We start from the raw sequence: 14,510 nt of genomic DNA, 5'->3' as shown, positions 1-14,510 counted from the left end.
GACGGCATGGAAATCGGGGTGGCTGTCGTCGTCATCGTGCTGATCTTCGCGGTGCTGGCCTTCGCAGGCTTCGCCGCGGCACGGGTGCGCAGGCGCAAGGAAGAGGAGAACCGCCTGGAGGCCGCCGAACACCGCCACGAAGCCGAGATCCGCAGTGCGAGCGCGGAGCGGCGCGAGGCCGAGGCCTCCGAACGGGCGGCGCGGGCTCGGCACGAGGAGGCGCAGGCCCGTGAGCAGGCCGCGCGCGCCCAGCAGGACCGGGACGTGGCCGAGGAGCGGCGGAGCGCGGCCGATCGGATCGACCCCGACGTGCCGCGCGGCCCTGACGACAACCGTGGCGAGGACGCAGCGGACTCCACTCGGGACGGGGACCCTGCCGTCCGGACGGACCGGATCAATCTCGGCAACGGGGGTGGGGCACAGGCTGCGCCGGATCCCGCCGGCCGGACCGACCGCATCACCCTCGACGAGCGCTCACAGCACAACGCGGACCCGGCCTCCCGCACGGACCGGATGAACGTCGCCGAGGGGCAGGCCGCGGGCTCCGGCGTTGCGCATGAGGGAACCGGCCGCGAGGCCTCGGAGCCTGCGGCACCGCCCGTGAGTCGTAGCGTCGTCGGCGGCACCGAGCCCGGCCGGGCGGACGTCCCTGCGGGCACCCAGAAGGCCGATCGGCCTGGTGCTGAGCCCGGCACAGCGGAGCCGACAGGCACGTCGCTTCCGAGCCGGCGCAGCGGGGAGCACGATCAACCGTTGGCGGACCTCGACCCCGCAGGGCAGTGCACGATCCCGCCCTCCGGTGGGCAGCCCGACCCGGCGCACGACCAGGCCAAGGACGCCGATCGCAGCCCGGTGCGAGCGATCGCGGACCGCCTCCTCGGCCGGGGCCGCTGACGAGCGTGTCACGGCGGAACCGGGATGAAGCCGGACGCGTCAGGCGTTACTCTGTACGGACGCCCGAGAGTGGGCGTCGAAGGGGGTGAACGGTTTCGACTTCGGACGTCGATCAAGGGGAAGCGTGTCGAGAAAGGCGACAATGATCTCGTTAACCACGTGTCGCAACCTTATAAGCGCCGATTCCAATCAGCGCGACTTCGCCCTCGCCGCCTGAGCGAGTGTGAGTCTGTCGGACCGGGTGCGTTCCCCGACCCGGACCCCGGCATCAGCTAGGGGACTTACCTGTCCGCCCGGTCGCGGGGCGGACAGGGACACCAAACAGCGACTGGGATCGTCACACCGGCTGGTCCGCACGACCGGTGGATCCGAGTAGAGGCAACGCGGACTGCACACGGAGAAGCCCTTGTGAAGCGACGGAGGACCCGGGTTCGATTCCCGGCACCTCCACCCCTGACAGAGCCCCGTCGGCCATCCGGCCGGCGGGGCTCTGTCGTGTCGGTGGCGCCCTCAGCGCTGCGCGACGACCAGGCGCTCCAAGCGCTCCAAGGCGTCGTCGAGCCATTGGCGGACCTCGGCCGCCGCCTTGCCCTTGTGCGTCTCGGGCTGGTGGCCGAGGAACGACAGGTGGATCACCACTGACGAACGACCGGGGTTGGCGTGCTCCACCTGGAGCCAACCTGCGTACTCGGGTGCGTGACCCCACTCCACACGCAGCTGGTCCGGGCTCACGTCGACGAGCCCCTGCTCGTGGACGCCGCGCGGGGACACGTCCGCGCGGACCTCACCCTCGCCTGTCGACCGGACGTCGACGGGGTCGGGCATCCACTCGGGTAGCCGGTCCAGGTCGGACACCACCCCGAACACCGTCTGCGCGTCGGCGGGCATCGCGCGCTCCGCCTCGAACTCAGCCATGACGAGGGCGTACCCGCGAGGACTGACTCCCACCCCCCGGAGGACGTCGCCACGAGGAACGACCGGGAGCCCCCGGGCGGCCGCCCGCGCGGCGAGAACACCGGCCTCACGGCGATCCGGGCCGGTCCAGCGGGAGCTCGGAGACATGTGCATGAACGACGCGCCATCCCTCGGGGAAGCGCACCCACGTCTGGCTCTGCCGGCCCTCGATCGCGCGGTCGGGATAGCCGATCAGCGTGGTGACCACCGCCGTCCGCTCGTCGACGGCCAGCACACGGGTGTCACGAAGCATCCGGCCCGGCGGCACCGACGGGTGTTCGCGACGCCAGGCCTCGATCTCTGCCCCGCCCTGCTGCCGGTCCGCCACTCCGAAGCGGACGCACCGCGGGTCGCTCCAGAAGAGCTCGTTCATCACGGGCACGTCGCCCTCGGCGAGGGCCTTCTCGTACCGGTCGAAGGCCGCTCGGACCTCCGCGACGACCTCCGGCCGGTCGAGCGCGACCTGCTGATCCGTCATGCGGGCGCCCCCTCGGTGGTGGGCTCGTGGGTGCCGGGCGGGGTTGGCATCTCCATCTCCTCACCCTTCCCCAGCCACCGTGGCGTGGTCAGCCCGAAGAGGAGCAGCATCACGTCGGCGAGTGCGTGGCCGAGACCGGTCCATCCCCCGACGTTCCGGTTGACCCGTTCCGAGCGGGGACCGCGTCGCTACATCGCGCTCACGCCGATCGCCATACCCACCAGATACGTGGCGCCCGCGGCGATGGCGCCGAACGCCAGCTGCCGCAGCCCGCTGAAGAGCCAGCCACGCGTGGTGAATCGGGACGTCAGCGCGCCCGCGACGAACAGCCCCACCGCCCCGACGAGCAGCCCGATGCCCAGCGAGGAGGAGCCGAGCAGGAACGGGAGCAGTGGGATGACCCCGCCGACGGCGAAGCAGAGGAACGACGAGATCGCCGCCGTCCACGGAGACGGCTGCTCGTCGACGTCGACGCCGAGCTCCTGCGCGACGTGGACCTTGACCGCGAGCTCGGGGTTGGCGTGCACCTCGCGCGCCATCGCCTCCGCCGTCTTCTGGCTGAGCCCCATCTCCTGGTACATCTCGACGAGTTCGGCTTCCTCCGCGAGTGGGTGCCTGCGGATCTCCTCCCGCTCCACCGCCACCTCGTTGGCGACGGCCTCGTTCTGCGTGCCGACCGAGGCGAACTCGCCCAGCGCCATCGAGAACGCTCCGGCCACGAGTCCGGCCATTCCGGTCAGGATGATCACGTGGCGGTCGGCGCCGCCGCCGCCGACACCGGAGATGAGCGCGATGTTCGTGACGAGGCCGTCCATCGCGCCGAACACGGCGGCCCGCAACCAGCCACCGGAGATGTCGGCGTGGTGGTGGTCCTGCGCGTGCTCGGCCAGCTCTGCCGAGCCCGGGTGCTGCGTCATTTGTCCAGCGTAACTTCCGTCAACCGTCCAGGTTGGACCATGGTGAGGCTGTCCTCGGTCGAGCTCGCCCCACTTGTTGTCCGCCCGGCGCCGGCCGGCGATGTCACCCGTCCGTAAGCAGGTCCGCGTGCCGCTGCCCGATCCCTTGGGGTCGGTGCGGCTAGGCTGATCGTGTGACTCGGGGACGGCTGCTCGACGTCATCGGTACGGTCGCGCGGCTCGGGCTGGCCGCCGTCTGGCTGACGTCGGGCGTGCTCAAGGCCATCGATCCCGACCAGACCTACGTCGCTGTTCGCGCGTACGACGTGCTGCCTCCCGCCGCCGTCGAGGTGGTCGCGGCGATCCTGCCGTGGTTCGAGATCGCGCTCGGCCTCCTCGTACTCGCCGGGATCGGTCTCCGTGCGGTGGCCACGGTGTCGATCGTGCTGCTCCTGGTGTTCATCGCAGGCGTCTCCCAGGCGTGGGCACGCGGACTGCTGATCGACTGCGGCTGTTTCGGCGGCGGCGGCGCCGTGGCAGCCGGCCAGACGGCCTACCTTCAGGAACTACTGAGGGATGCGGGCTTCATCGTGCTGGCAGCCTGGTTGGTCGTGCGACCGCGGACGCTGCTGTCGCTCGACTCGCAATTCGAGAACACGGGAAGGACGACCTGACATGGGCGGAGCGCAGCGTGGCGACAAGAAGCGCCGGCAGGCGGAGGCCGCCCGCCGCCTCGCCGCTGCCGGCATCAGCGTCCCTCCGAAGCGCAACCGCACTCCGCTGATCGTGGTGGCGGTCGTCCTGGTGGTCGCCGTGATCATCGGCGTGACGGTGCTGCTCAACAACCGGAGTTCGACCTCTGTCACGCCCACCTACACCGCCACGGCGTCCGGCGCCGTCGTCACCGCGGGAAACGGCCCGGTCACGATCGACACCTACGAGGACTTCCTCTGCCCGCAGTGCGAGCGGTTCGAGGAGCGCTACGGCAACGACATCGTCACCGCTCTGAACAACGGGCAGATCACCGTGCGGTTCCACACGATCGCGATCCTCGACCCCTCGACCACCCCGCCCGGCTACTCCACCCGCGCGGCCAACGCGGCCCTGTGCGCGGTGCCGGCGGGGATCTACCCGGCCTACCGGGAGAAGCTGTTCGCCGAGCAGCCGCGAGAGGGGAGCTCGGGCCTGACCAACCAGCAGCTCATCGACTTCGGCACCCAGCTCGGGGCCACGGGCGACTTCGCTGCGTGCGTGAACAACGGCACGAACTCCGCGGCCGTCACCACGGAGACCAACACCGCCGCCGCCGATCCCGCGCTGCAGACCAACGGCCAGTTCGGCACGCCCACCGTCGCCGTCAAGGGCGCCAAGATCGACCTGAACAACACCAACTGGCTCAAGGACGCCATCGCCGCCGGACACTGAGCGCCCACCGACCGACGGGGCGAGCCACATGGACGAACGTGTGGCTCGCCCCCTCTGCTACGCGTCGCGCGACGGGTGGTCCCACGAGATCTGCGGGCGCTCGCCGCCGAGGTGCCGGCCGAACCAGTCGAGGATGATCTCCGCCCGCTGCACGCGGTGGCGGGGCGAGCCGCTGCGCGAGAGCTCGTGACCTTCCTGTGGGAAGCGCCAGTACTCCACCGGCTTGCCGAGGAGTCGGAGCGCGACGAAGAGCTGGTCGGCCTGCTCGATGTGGCAGCGCAGGTCGTCCTCCGAGTGGAGGATGAGCACCGGCGTCGTGATGTCCCGGACGTAGCTGATCGGCGACAGCCGCTCGTAGAGCTCCGGTGCGTCGAGGTGGCTCGCGCCGAACTCGTAGCGGAAGAAGCCCGCCACGTCGGAGCTCGTCTCCAGCGACTGCACGTTGTTGACGGCGCGCTCGCTGCACGCGGCGACGAAGCGGTCGGTGTGCCCGATCAGCCAGCTCGTGAGGTAGCCGCCGTAGGAGCCGCCCAGCACGCCCACACGGCCCGCGTCGAGCGACGGGTCACGTTCCAGCGCGGCGTCCAGCACGGCGAGCACGTCGTCGGCGTCGATGCCGCCCCAGCCCGTGCCGGGCGCTTCCGGGGCCTCCGGCGGGCGGATGGATCGGCACCATGCGTCGGTGTGACCCGTGGAGCCGTGCGGGTTGCAGTAGACGACCGCGTACCCGGCCCCGGCCCACAGCTGGAACTCGTCGAACCACGTGTTCGCGTACTGCGACATCGGACCGCCGTGGATGGACAGCAACACGGGCACCCGCGCGTCGGCGGGTACACCCGTCGGCCGCACCACCCAAGCGTCGATGTCGCCGTCGCCGGCGGGGGAGGGGACGGTGAAGTGCTCGGGCGGGGCGACGGGGACCGCCGCGTGGAAGGCCGCGCCGAGCGAGGTGAGCTGCCGCTCCTCCCCGTCCGACGTGCGGACGAAGAGCTCCGGCAGCGCGGTGGGGGTGGAGGCGACGAACGCGAACGTGCCGCCGGCAAGGTCGAACCCGCTGATCTGCCGCGTGCCTCCGGCCAGCAACTGCGGCTCCCCGGAACCGTCGGCGGGCACGCGGTACACGTGCACCGAGCCGTGGTCCTCGATCGAGAACAGCAGGTGCCCGTCGTGCCAGAGCGGGTTGCGGGACCCGGGGTGGGGGGCGCACTGGCGGTCGAGCTGCGCGCTGAGCACGCGCTGCTTGCCGGTCTCCACGTCGGTGACGAGGACCTGCGAGTGTGACGGCACGATGCGGGTGTCCTGGGCGAGCGTGGCGATCTCGCCGCCGTCCGGGCTGAACGAGGGCAGGCTGTGGGACAGGCTGCGATCGGTGAGCACCCGACCGTCACCGCCGGGCGCGGCGACGTCGAACAGGTGGATGTCGCTGATGTCGTCGAGGTCCCAGTCCTTGGCCCGCGTGGTGGCCACCGCGAGCCGCGTGCCGTCCGGCGACCACGCGGGCCCGCCGTGCTCGTACGGGCCGCCTGCGACCAGGAGCGGCGCGGTCGCCCCGTCCGCAGGCACCACGAACACGCTACGTGGCCGGTCGATGATCCAGCCGGTGCCGTCGAGGCGGGAGAACAGCCGGTCGATTCGTCGCGGCGGCCGCCCGCGCTCGTCGTCGCCGTCCGTGTAGCGGCCGGTGCGCTCCCGGGACGCGAACGCGATGCGTGTGCCGTCCGGGGACCAGACCGGCTCCTCGATGGCCTCCGGGCGCTCGCAGATGGTGAGCGTCTCGCCCGGGATGCCGATCGGCGCCACGTGCAGCGTGTGGACGCCTTCCTCCTCCGAACGGCGGCTGGTGAACGCGAGCCTGCGGCCGTCCGGCGACCATCTCGGCTGTCTGTCGCTGTGCTCGCCCGTGGTGAGCGGGTAGGGCGGCGCGGAGCCGTCGGCCGTGGCGAGCCAGACGGCGCTGCGGTAGCGGTTCTTCTCCAGGTCGACCCGGGTGACGACGAAGGCGATCAACCGCCCGTCGGGGGAGACCTTCGGATCGGCGGCTGAGACGAGTTGTCCGATGTCGGCGGGTTTCACTGCCTGACCGTAGATCAGCAACAGCGCCAGCGGCGACCCCCGGTGACGAGGCCGGAGGGGCGTCGTGTAACTTCATTCGGGCAAGGGGCTGTGGCGCAGCTGGTAGCGCACTTGACTGGCAGTCAAGGGGTCAGGGGTTCGAATCCCCTCAGCTCCACCCAGGTCAGACACGTGATCATCGATTAAATGACAGGTCTGACAGCGGTATGAGTGACTAAGACCTGGTCTCAAAAATGGCGTATCGGTACGTGATCTTGGTGGCCGAGTCGGTGATCCGCTCCGGCTGTGACACCCAGGCAGCAGCGGCTGGTTGACGATCGGCTCTGGGAGCTGATTCAGCCGCTGCTCCCGGCTCGGCCGCGACCTTGAGGACCAGGTGGGCGTCCGCGGACCGATGATCGAGCGGCGCTGGAAGGCATCCTGTTCGTGCTGCGTACCGGTTGCCGGTGGCGCGACCTTCCTCCGGAGCTCGGGTGCGGTTCCGGGCACACCGCCTGGCGGAGACTGCGGGCCTGGCAGGACGCGGATGGGACGAGTCTGACCAGCACCTGGCGCCGCCAGCCGTTCGCCAGTGGCCCGGCCACTGCTCGTCACGACAACAGCCGTCCAGGTAGCACTAGGAGTACCCGTAGCGCTCCGATCCAGGCGGATGGCCGGACTAGCCTCGGAGCCGTGCAGATCCTTGAGTACTCCGGTGAGGAGTTGGAAGACGTCGCCGATGGTTTCCTCATGCCGGTGATCGCTCGGGCGCGTCCCGACTATCGCGGGCGAGTGGCGTTCCAGGAGCTGGACGAGGCCCTGGCTCTGACTCAGTGGCGGCATCAGGGGCAGATGTCGGTGGTCCGGACCGACCGAATGGCAGCGAAGTCGTCGGCGGACGACCTGATGCTCTTCTGCGTATACATGGCCGGACAGGGCCGCATTCGCCAGCACGACCGCGTCGTCGAGCTGGCGCCCGGTACGGGAGTGCTCAACGAGACGCGGAGCCGGTACGAGCGGGTCATGTCGACCGGGGCCCGGTGCCTGTCCTTGCATTTCTCCCGCGAGCTGCTCCCGCTCCGCACAGCCGAGATCACCGACTGCTGTGCACGCAGCATGGATCCCGCTTCCCCGGCCATGCAGGTCCTCTCCAGCTACCTCGATCGGCTGTTCGAGGTAGCCGACGGGCTCACCGCGCCCCAGCGGCTGGACGCCGGGCGGGCCGCGATCGATCTGCTCTCGATGGCGCTGCGCGACGTCACACCCTGCGTACCGGGCGGGGACGGCTCCGCGGGCGTGTTGCTCGACATGATGCGGACCCACGTTCGCAACCACCTGGCCGACCCAGAGCTGCGGGTCGAGGAACTGGCGCGGCGGCACCATGTGTCGGTCCGTCAGGCGTACACCTTGTTCGAACGGATCGGGACCACACCGGGTGCGTACCTGCGCGAGCAGCGGCTTCTCGCAGCCCGGACGATGCTGTCCGACGCGAGGTACGCCCGGCTCACGATATCGAGCATCGCGGCTACCGTCGGGTTCCTCGACCTCAGCACGTTCGAACGGGCGTTCCGGCGGCAGTACGGGACGACACCGGCCGGCTGGCGGCGTGAGCAGCAGAGCAGAAAAGGCCGCCCTCGCTGAAGGTTCGGCGGAGTCAACTGGGGCGCGACCCAACGCGCCACCCAGCCCTCGAGCTACCGCCGCGCCTCGGCCTCGTCGATCGCCCGCACCATGTGCAGCGCGGCCCGCCGAACCTCAATCGGAAGCCGCCGCCCGTTAGCCAGCTCCGTCGCCACGGCGAACAGCACATGCCCGATCGCCGCCCAGATCGGCCAAGGGATCCCCGGGATCAGACTGGCTCTGTCGGCTGCGGCCCGCATGGCTCGCGCCTGCTCGTCTTCGACTGAGCTGTACGGCTGGCCTGCCTGCGTCATATGCGAGCACCCCCGCGTCAACGTCACCCCGATAGGCGCCGCGGGGGAAGCGCGGTGTCTCCCACCCACAGTACGTCTGCAGTCCAGGCGCGAACCCGACGTTCACACCATCTGGGTCACCGGCCGTGCCAGCATGATCCGGTGCTCCTGGCGTACCTCGACGAGTCCTACGCCCAGGAGAAGGACCGTCATCGTGGCGAGCGGGGGCCGGGCGGCGTATGCAGCCCGGCCCCACCCCCCTCGGGCCAGGGGGCAAGCGTTGACGCGGTCGGTGACCGAGCCCCCAGCCCGGTTCGCGTCTGCCTGACCCCCTCGTCGGCTGTGCAGACAGTCGACCAGCCCAGCGCCCTCATCGTGCATAGGGATTTCTCTCGGACACCATGCATTTCCTGCAACACGGTCACAGGCGCGTTCCACAGTGGTGGAGGCGTTCACGCCGCCAACCGGTTGGCGTCGTGCCGTACTGCCGCCGAAACGCCCGTTCGAACGTATTGAGGTCGCGGAACCCGACGGCAGCTGCGATGCTCGATATCGCGAGACGGTCGTATCTCGGGTTGGACAGCATCGTCCGTGCAGCGAGCAGCCGCTGCTCGCGCAGGTACGCACCGGGTGTGGTCCCGATCCGTTCGAACAGGATGTACGCCTGGCGCACCGATATACGGTGCCGGCGCGCCAGTTCCTCGACCCGCAGCTGCGGGTCGGCCAGGTGTTTGCGAATGTGCGTCCGCATCATGTCGAGCAACACCGCCGCGGATCCGTCCCCGCCCGGTACTGAGCTGACGACGCCCCGCAGCGTCATCGCGAGCAGGTCGATCGCGGCGCGCCCAGCATCCAGCCGCTCTCCCGCGGCGAGCTCGTCGGCAACCTCGAACAGCCGATCGAGGTAGCAGGACAACACTTGCATGGCCGGGGCTGCGGGTTCCATGCTGCGCGCGCACGCCTCGGTGATCTCGGTGGTCCGGAGCGGGAGCAACTCGCGGGAGAAACGCAAGGTCATGCGCTGGGTCTCGGTCGACGAGGTCCGCTCGTAGCGGCTACGCGCCTCGGTGAGCACTCCGGCACCGGCCGCGAGCTCGGCGCAGCGGTCGTGCTGACGGACGCGGACCCGACCTTCCATGTATAGGCTGAAGAGCATCAGGCTGTCGTCCGTGGCTCTCGCTACCATCCGGTCGGTTCGGACCGCCGATATCTGCCCCGAATGCGACCGGGAGAGTGTCAAGGTATCGCCGAGCCCCTGAATCGCCGCCTGTCCGCGGAAGCTGGGATCCGTCTTGACGATCACCGGAAGGTAGAACTCACGAGCGAGGTGTTCCAACTCCTCACCGGAGAACTCAAGAATCTGCACGGCCCTGAGGTTAGCTCCGGCCATCCGCCCACGTAGGAGCACTAGAAGTGCTTTTCGTCTCCCCTGGAGGCTGTTGCCGTGAGGAGTAGGGGGTGGGCCACAGACGAATCGGTGCAGCGGCGCCGGCCTCGTCCCATCCCGACGATGAGGATTGCGGCGATGATCCCGAGCCCTGCGATTTCCCAGCCGCTGGCGGGTGCGCCGCCCGATACGGATCCATCACCAGTCGCCGTTGCGCTCGACCCGCCCAGATCGCAGATGGTCTTCCGCCTGTTCGAGGCTCAAGCCCACGGCGAGGAGACGATCCATCGCGGTCACGGTGTCGATGCTGCCATCGGACTCGCCGGCCATCCTGCACGCGCGACATCGATAACGTGAGCAACTTCGCAGATCTGGCCGGGGAGTACCGCGAATGCCAGACCAACTAGGGAAGGGATGGTGGTGGCTGCGCGGCCGAGATTGGCGGTCACCGGCCTTAAGTGAGTGTCTATCTAGCTCGGTCACTTCAGCGGGAACAGCTCGTCCATGACCGTCGCGCCTTCGTCGAGCACCGCATGGAGCTGGTGGCGGTCAGGTTCGACGAAGCGTGTCTCGTGCCGAACGCTGGGCTGTTGCCGGCGTGCAGGCCAGAGGTAGTCGCTGGCGCTGCCGTGGTCAGTCGAGCCGCTCAACCGGGCTTGGAACGGCGCCACCTCCAAGCTGCCACATCTCGTAGTTGCCACATTCTGCGGTGATCTCGGCCGTCGCGTGAGCGGCGGCGAGGAAGTCGTCGAGCATCGGCGAGGTGCGTGACGCCGCCACTGCGAGGCACACCTGGTCGGGTGCCAGATCCGGGATGGGCACGTAGGCGACTTCCGGGTGTGTGTAGAACACGGTTGCCGAACGGGCGAGGAACGAGATGCCCCGGCCGGCCGCGACATGCTCGAGTGTCTCGTCGACCTCGCGCACCAGGTAGCCGGCGTCGGGATGCGGGCGCTTGGTGGGCTGTGGACCCCTGTCGGCAGACCACAGCAGTGGCTCGCCGGCCAGGTCGGCCTCGGTGATGTGTTCCTTGCCTGCCAGTCGGTGGCCGGCGGGCAGCACTGCTACCCGAGGTTCGGTGTAGAGCGGGGCGACGCGCAGGCCGGTCTCGTCGATGGGCGGCCGTACGTAGCCGACGTCGATGCGGCCGTCGAGCAGCATCCGGGCCTGGTCGTCCCATTCGATTCGCTGCATGTCCACGACAACGTCGGGGTGTCGGGTGGCGAACTGGCGTACCGCCGGGGTGACCGCGACGCCTGCCCGGAAGCCGACCATGAGCCGCTGGCTGCCGTGCGCGGCCACGGCCACCCTGCGGCGGACCGCGTGGGTGGAGGCCAGCAGTGGGCCGGCGTCGGTCAGTAGCTGCCGACCGGCGTCGGTCAGCGTCACGCCGTGGCTGTCCCGGGTGAACAGCGGGGTGCCGAGATCCTTTTCCAGCGCGCGGATCTGCCGGCTGAGCACAGGTTGGGCGATGTGCAGCTCGTCGGCGGCACGGCCGAAGTGCAGCTTGTCGGCGACGGCGACGAAGTAGCGCAACTTGCGCAGGTCCAGATCCATCGAGCCTCCCGGTCCGGCGATGCCTCCAGGGTATCGCCATCGCGGAAAGAAGTCTTGGACGCCAACTCGGGCCGGCGGCATCCTGAAAAGGTACCTATCAGGGAGAGCAATTCGGGTACACGAATTAGACATCGGGACTCGAGAGCAGACCCCGGTCGCGGAAGGAGCACGTTGCGAATCGAACGCTCCTCGGCTCATTCTTCGACGTCGACGGAAGAGCTGCTGAAAATGACCGGGTAGAAGCACACAAGTCGGTGTACGCAACGCTCGAACCGGACCGGTTCGAGCACCTCTCAATTAAACGGAGTGATTGTGGGAAAGCTGCATGGCAAGGTAGCGGTGATCACCGGAGGATCCACCGGCATGGCACTCGCCGGCGCCCGACTGTTCGTCGAGGAAGGGGCGCACGTCTTCATCCAGGCCCGGCGACAGGAAGCACTGGATGACGCCGTCAGGCTGATCGGCCGCAATGTCACCGCGGTCCAGGGTGACGCGGCTGAACTGGACGACTTGGACCGCCTGTACGACACCGTCAAGCGGGAAAGGGGCTCGATCGACGTGCTGTGGGCCAGCGCCGGGATGGGCGAACCCGGCGCGCTCGGCGAGATCACCGAGGAACAGTTCCACCGCACCTTCTGGCTCAACGCGCGCGGCACCCTGTTCACCGTGCAGAAGGCACTGCCGCTGATCAACGACAACGGCTCGATCCTCATGACCGGATCCAACGCCTCCCTCGGCGCCTTCCCCGGCTGGAGCCTCTACGCGGGTAGCAAAGCCGTCCAGCAGGCCTGGGCCCGCGTCTGGCTCAACGAACTGCGCGACCGCAAGATCCGGGTCAACGTCTTGACCCCCGGCCAGGTCGCCACCGCCAAACAGGAAGAACTGTTCGACGAGGCCACCAAGGCCGAATTCGAGTCCCTCATCCCCCGCGGACAGATGGGCCGACCCGAGGAAATCGCCACCGTCGCCCTGTTCCTCGCCTCCGACGACTCCAGCTACGTCAACGGCCTGGAACTGGTCACCGACGGTGGCACCACCGCCATCTGAACCACACCAGGAATGCCACGCGGGCAACACGACGAGGAGTAGCCATGACCACGTTCGCCGAGCACCGCGCCACCGTCGAGTCCTTCGTCGACTTCATGCACCGCGGCGCCGACACAGACGCTCTCGCTCGTGTCCTCGCCGAGAACGTGGTGCTGACCAGCCCACTCAGTGATGAGCCGCTCACCGGCTGCGATGCCGTCACGGAAGCCATCCAGTGCGTCTCCACAGTGGCGGCGGACCTCACCTATAAGGAAGTCCTCAGCGGCGAGACTCATCACGCCGCATTCTTCCGGCTGCAGATCGAAGACACGGCGGTTGACGGGGTGGACTATTTCCTGCTCGACGCGGACGGCAAGATCGCCGAAGTGACCATCTGGTGGCGTCCGCTGCCGACCGCCGTCGAGATGCAAGGCCATCTCGCGCCCCTGTCAGCATGCAGCCCTGGGAACTGCGCTCCAAGGAAACAATAACGATCTCGGGATGCCCTTTACCCCATTTTTCTGAGCTGATGTCCTCTTTTGTGAATGGCGACAGGTTCGCGCATCCTGAATCACCGGCGGAAGGCGGGTGGGGGACCGAGAAAGGCGCGTCAGCTGGCCCAAGAATATCGCGGCCGACGGGCTGAGGTCGGCCCGGCACGAACGAGACAACCGACACCTCGAGAACAGGAACGAGCACACCTCATGAGCAACATCACCCTCATCGGTACGGGCAACATGGCCCGTGCCATCGGCACGCTCGCGGTGGCGGGCGGCAACACTGTCGAGGTCATGGGACGCGATCAGTCCAAGGCCGATGACCTGGCCGGGGCTCTCGGCGGCGCGACGGCGGGCAAGTGGGGCGCTGTCCCTGCCGGTGACATCGTCATCACAGCCCTGCTGGCCGACGGTGTCGTTCCGGTCATCGCCGAATACGGAGACGCCCTCGCGGGCAAGGTCATCGTCGACATCAGCAACCCCTTCAACGCCACGGCCGACGGACTGACCCACAGCGAGGAAACCTCGATCGCGCAGGAAGCCGCCAAGGTAGCCCCGGCCGGCGCCAGCGTGGTGAAGGCGTTCAACACCATCTTCCGTCATGTCCTGGAGAAGGGCCGGCCCAACGTCTTCCTCGCCGGCGACGATGCGCAGGCCAAAGCGGGCGTGGCGGCATTCATCGAGAGTCTCGGGCTGCGCCCGCTGGACGTCGGCGACCTGAAGATGGCGCACTGGCTGGAGGGGGCGGGCTTGGTCACCATGGGCCTCGCCCGCCACGGGGTGGGTAACTGGGACTTCGCCCTCGGCGTCACCGAATTTCCCGGCTGAGCCGCAGTCTTCCAGCCGGATTGCCGAGTGAGCCGCCGCCGCGATTCGGCGGCGGCACCCCGGCAGACCATCGACGACAGACAAAGGTGCGGTGGACGTTGTGGGCCTTGAGCGTGTTCAACGTGGTGGGTGGCGAGACCTCAAGGTCTTGGTGTCGCCGTCGACACGAACCCGGCCTTAGACCGCGATGGGCGGCGAGGGCTGCTGGAATGGCATGCGGATTGCTGGTGAGATCGACTTTGCGCCGGCGCAGAGCCCGAGGTTCTTCGGTTCGGGCACCGATGAGCGAGGACAGCAGTGCATGAGTCGCACCGTCCGGGTACTGACTGTTCGCGCTTCCGCGACTGGCCGGCGATCGACATCATCTGCGGTGAGGTCGCTTGTTCTTGGCCACGGTCTTGACGTGACCACTGGCCTTGCGGGGCCTGGATCGCGAGGATGGCCCCCGAGTGGTATTGACAAAATCGCAGAATTCCGCGGGTGGGCGAGGAAGATGTTTTCGATGAGCACTTCATTCCGATTTGCAAGACGTCGTCACCTCGGTAGCGGGATTCGTCGACCACACGTGCACCTCCCACCGCGCTGCCTCTCGTACTCGCCGAC

General features: G+C 68.6%; 15 protein-coding genes, 1 tRNA gene, 1 other RNA gene and 1 pseudogene. 11 read left to right on the top strand and 7 right to left on the bottom strand.

The window, feature by feature from the left end; translation table 11 throughout:
* Positions 1-18 precede the first annotated feature (18 nt).
* Positions 19-894 carry a hypothetical protein gene (locus MMF94_RS04355; protein WP_241034925.1) on the top strand — a complete coding sequence of 292 codons (876 nt, stop codon included), beginning with the start codon at positions 19-21 and terminating at the stop codon, positions 892-894.
* Between the two features lie 81 nt (positions 895-975).
* Positions 976-1,347: a transfer-messenger RNA gene (gene ssrA / locus MMF94_RS04350) on the top strand.
* A 57-nt stretch (positions 1,348-1,404) separates the two neighbouring features.
* On the opposite strand, the gene MMF94_RS04345 is transcribed toward ssrA, so the two are convergent.
* The 3 genes from MMF94_RS04345 to MMF94_RS04335 all read right to left on the bottom strand — a co-directional run bounded on the left by MMF94_RS04345 (position 1,405) and on the right by MMF94_RS04335 (position 3,243).
* A complete protein-coding gene (locus MMF94_RS04345) occupies positions 1,405-1,809 on the bottom strand; it encodes an SRPBCC family protein (protein ID WP_241034924.1) in 405 nt (134 codons plus the stop codon).
* A 106-nt stretch (positions 1,810-1,915) separates the two neighbouring features.
* Positions 1,916-2,326 (bottom strand): AtzH-like domain-containing protein, encoded by a 411-nt coding sequence (locus tag MMF94_RS04340; protein ID WP_241034923.1) that lies wholly within the window; start codon positions 2,324-2,326, stop codon positions 1,916-1,918.
* Positions 2,327-2,514: 188 nt separating this feature from the next.
* The gene (locus MMF94_RS04335) at positions 2,515-3,243 is read right to left on the bottom strand and encodes a VIT1/CCC1 transporter family protein (protein ID WP_241034922.1); all 729 of its coding nucleotides are present in this window, start codon (positions 3,241-3,243) and stop codon (positions 2,515-2,517) included.
* Between the two features lie 188 nt (positions 3,244-3,431).
* Between MMF94_RS04335 and MMF94_RS04330 the strand changes: the two genes are divergently transcribed.
* Positions 3,432-3,896 (top strand): MauE/DoxX family redox-associated membrane protein, encoded by a 465-nt coding sequence (locus tag MMF94_RS04330; protein WP_241035045.1) that lies wholly within the window; start codon positions 3,432-3,434, stop codon positions 3,894-3,896.
* A 1-nt stretch (position 3,897) separates the two neighbouring features.
* On the top strand, positions 3,898-4,647 hold the full coding sequence (locus tag MMF94_RS04325) for a DsbA family protein (RefSeq protein WP_241034921.1): 750 nt from the start codon (positions 3,898-3,900) through the stop codon (positions 4,645-4,647).
* 57 nt (positions 4,648-4,704) lie between these two features.
* Here MMF94_RS04325 and MMF94_RS04320 read toward each other — a convergent pair whose 3' ends face one another.
* Positions 4,705-6,720 (bottom strand): S9 family peptidase, encoded by a 2,016-nt coding sequence (locus MMF94_RS04320; protein WP_241034920.1) that lies wholly within the window; start codon positions 6,718-6,720, stop codon positions 4,705-4,707.
* An 84-nt stretch (positions 6,721-6,804) separates the two neighbouring features.
* On the opposite strand from MMF94_RS04320, the gene MMF94_RS04315 reads away from it, so the two are divergent.
* The 3 genes and pseudogenes from MMF94_RS04315 to MMF94_RS04305 all read left to right on the top strand — a co-directional run bounded on the left by MMF94_RS04315 (position 6,805) and on the right by MMF94_RS04305 (position 8,340).
* Positions 6,805-6,877 (top strand) — tRNA-Ala (locus MMF94_RS04315).
* Between the two features lie 149 nt (positions 6,878-7,026).
* Positions 7,027-7,245 (top strand): annotated as a pseudogene (locus MMF94_RS04310) (transposase); the annotation flags it as partial.
* Between the two features lie 147 nt (positions 7,246-7,392).
* Positions 7,393-8,340, top strand: a complete 948-nt coding sequence (locus MMF94_RS04305) for a helix-turn-helix domain-containing protein (protein ID WP_241035044.1) — start codon at positions 7,393-7,395, stop codon at positions 8,338-8,340.
* A gap of 53 nt (positions 8,341-8,393) precedes the next feature.
* Here the strand turns inward: MMF94_RS04305 and MMF94_RS04300 are convergent, their stop codons facing one another.
* Positions 8,394-8,633 (bottom strand): hypothetical protein, encoded by a 240-nt coding sequence (locus tag MMF94_RS04300; RefSeq protein WP_241034919.1) that lies wholly within the window; start codon positions 8,631-8,633, stop codon positions 8,394-8,396.
* A gap of 400 nt (positions 8,634-9,033) precedes the next feature.
* Positions 9,034-9,978 carry a helix-turn-helix domain-containing protein gene (locus MMF94_RS04295; protein ID WP_241034918.1) on the bottom strand — a complete coding sequence of 315 codons (945 nt, stop codon included), beginning with the start codon at positions 9,976-9,978 and terminating at the stop codon, positions 9,034-9,036.
* Positions 9,979-10,122: 144 nt separating this feature from the next.
* Here MMF94_RS04295 and MMF94_RS04290 point away from each other — a divergent pair, with 144 nt between their 5' ends.
* Positions 10,123-10,356: a hypothetical protein gene (locus tag MMF94_RS04290; RefSeq protein WP_241034917.1), complete on the top strand. Its 234-nt coding sequence runs from the start codon at positions 10,123-10,125 to the stop codon at positions 10,354-10,356.
* Positions 10,357-10,632: 276 nt separating this feature from the next.
* Here MMF94_RS04290 and MMF94_RS04285 read toward each other — a convergent pair whose 3' ends face one another.
* Positions 10,633-11,556: a LysR family transcriptional regulator gene (locus tag MMF94_RS04285; RefSeq protein ID WP_241034916.1), complete on the bottom strand. Its 924-nt coding sequence runs from the start codon at positions 11,554-11,556 to the stop codon at positions 10,633-10,635.
* A 312-nt stretch (positions 11,557-11,868) separates the two neighbouring features.
* Between MMF94_RS04285 and MMF94_RS04280 the strand changes: the two genes are divergently transcribed.
* From MMF94_RS04280 to MMF94_RS04270, 3 genes are all read left to right on the top strand, one after another.
* Entirely contained in the window at positions 11,869-12,603 is a 735-nt protein-coding gene (locus MMF94_RS04280) for an SDR family NAD(P)-dependent oxidoreductase (RefSeq protein WP_241034915.1), read from the top strand.
* A gap of 44 nt (positions 12,604-12,647) precedes the next feature.
* The gene (locus MMF94_RS04275; RefSeq protein ID WP_241034914.1) at positions 12,648-13,073 is read left to right on the top strand and encodes a nuclear transport factor 2 family protein; all 426 of its coding nucleotides are present in this window, start codon (positions 12,648-12,650) and stop codon (positions 13,071-13,073) included.
* A 213-nt stretch (positions 13,074-13,286) separates the two neighbouring features.
* Positions 13,287-13,907, top strand: a complete 621-nt coding sequence (locus MMF94_RS04270; RefSeq protein WP_241034913.1) for an NADPH-dependent F420 reductase — start codon at positions 13,287-13,289, stop codon at positions 13,905-13,907.
* Positions 13,908-14,510: the final 603 nt, after the last annotated feature.

Origin of the sequence: Pseudonocardia alaniniphila (genome assembly GCF_022524485.1) — a bacterium.
Taxonomy (GTDB): Bacteria; Actinomycetota; Actinomycetes; order Mycobacteriales; family Pseudonocardiaceae; genus Pseudonocardia; species Pseudonocardia alaniniphila.
The sequence above is the reverse complement of the archived record's forward strand: the minus strand, read 5'-3'. Positions and strand labels throughout refer to the sequence as shown.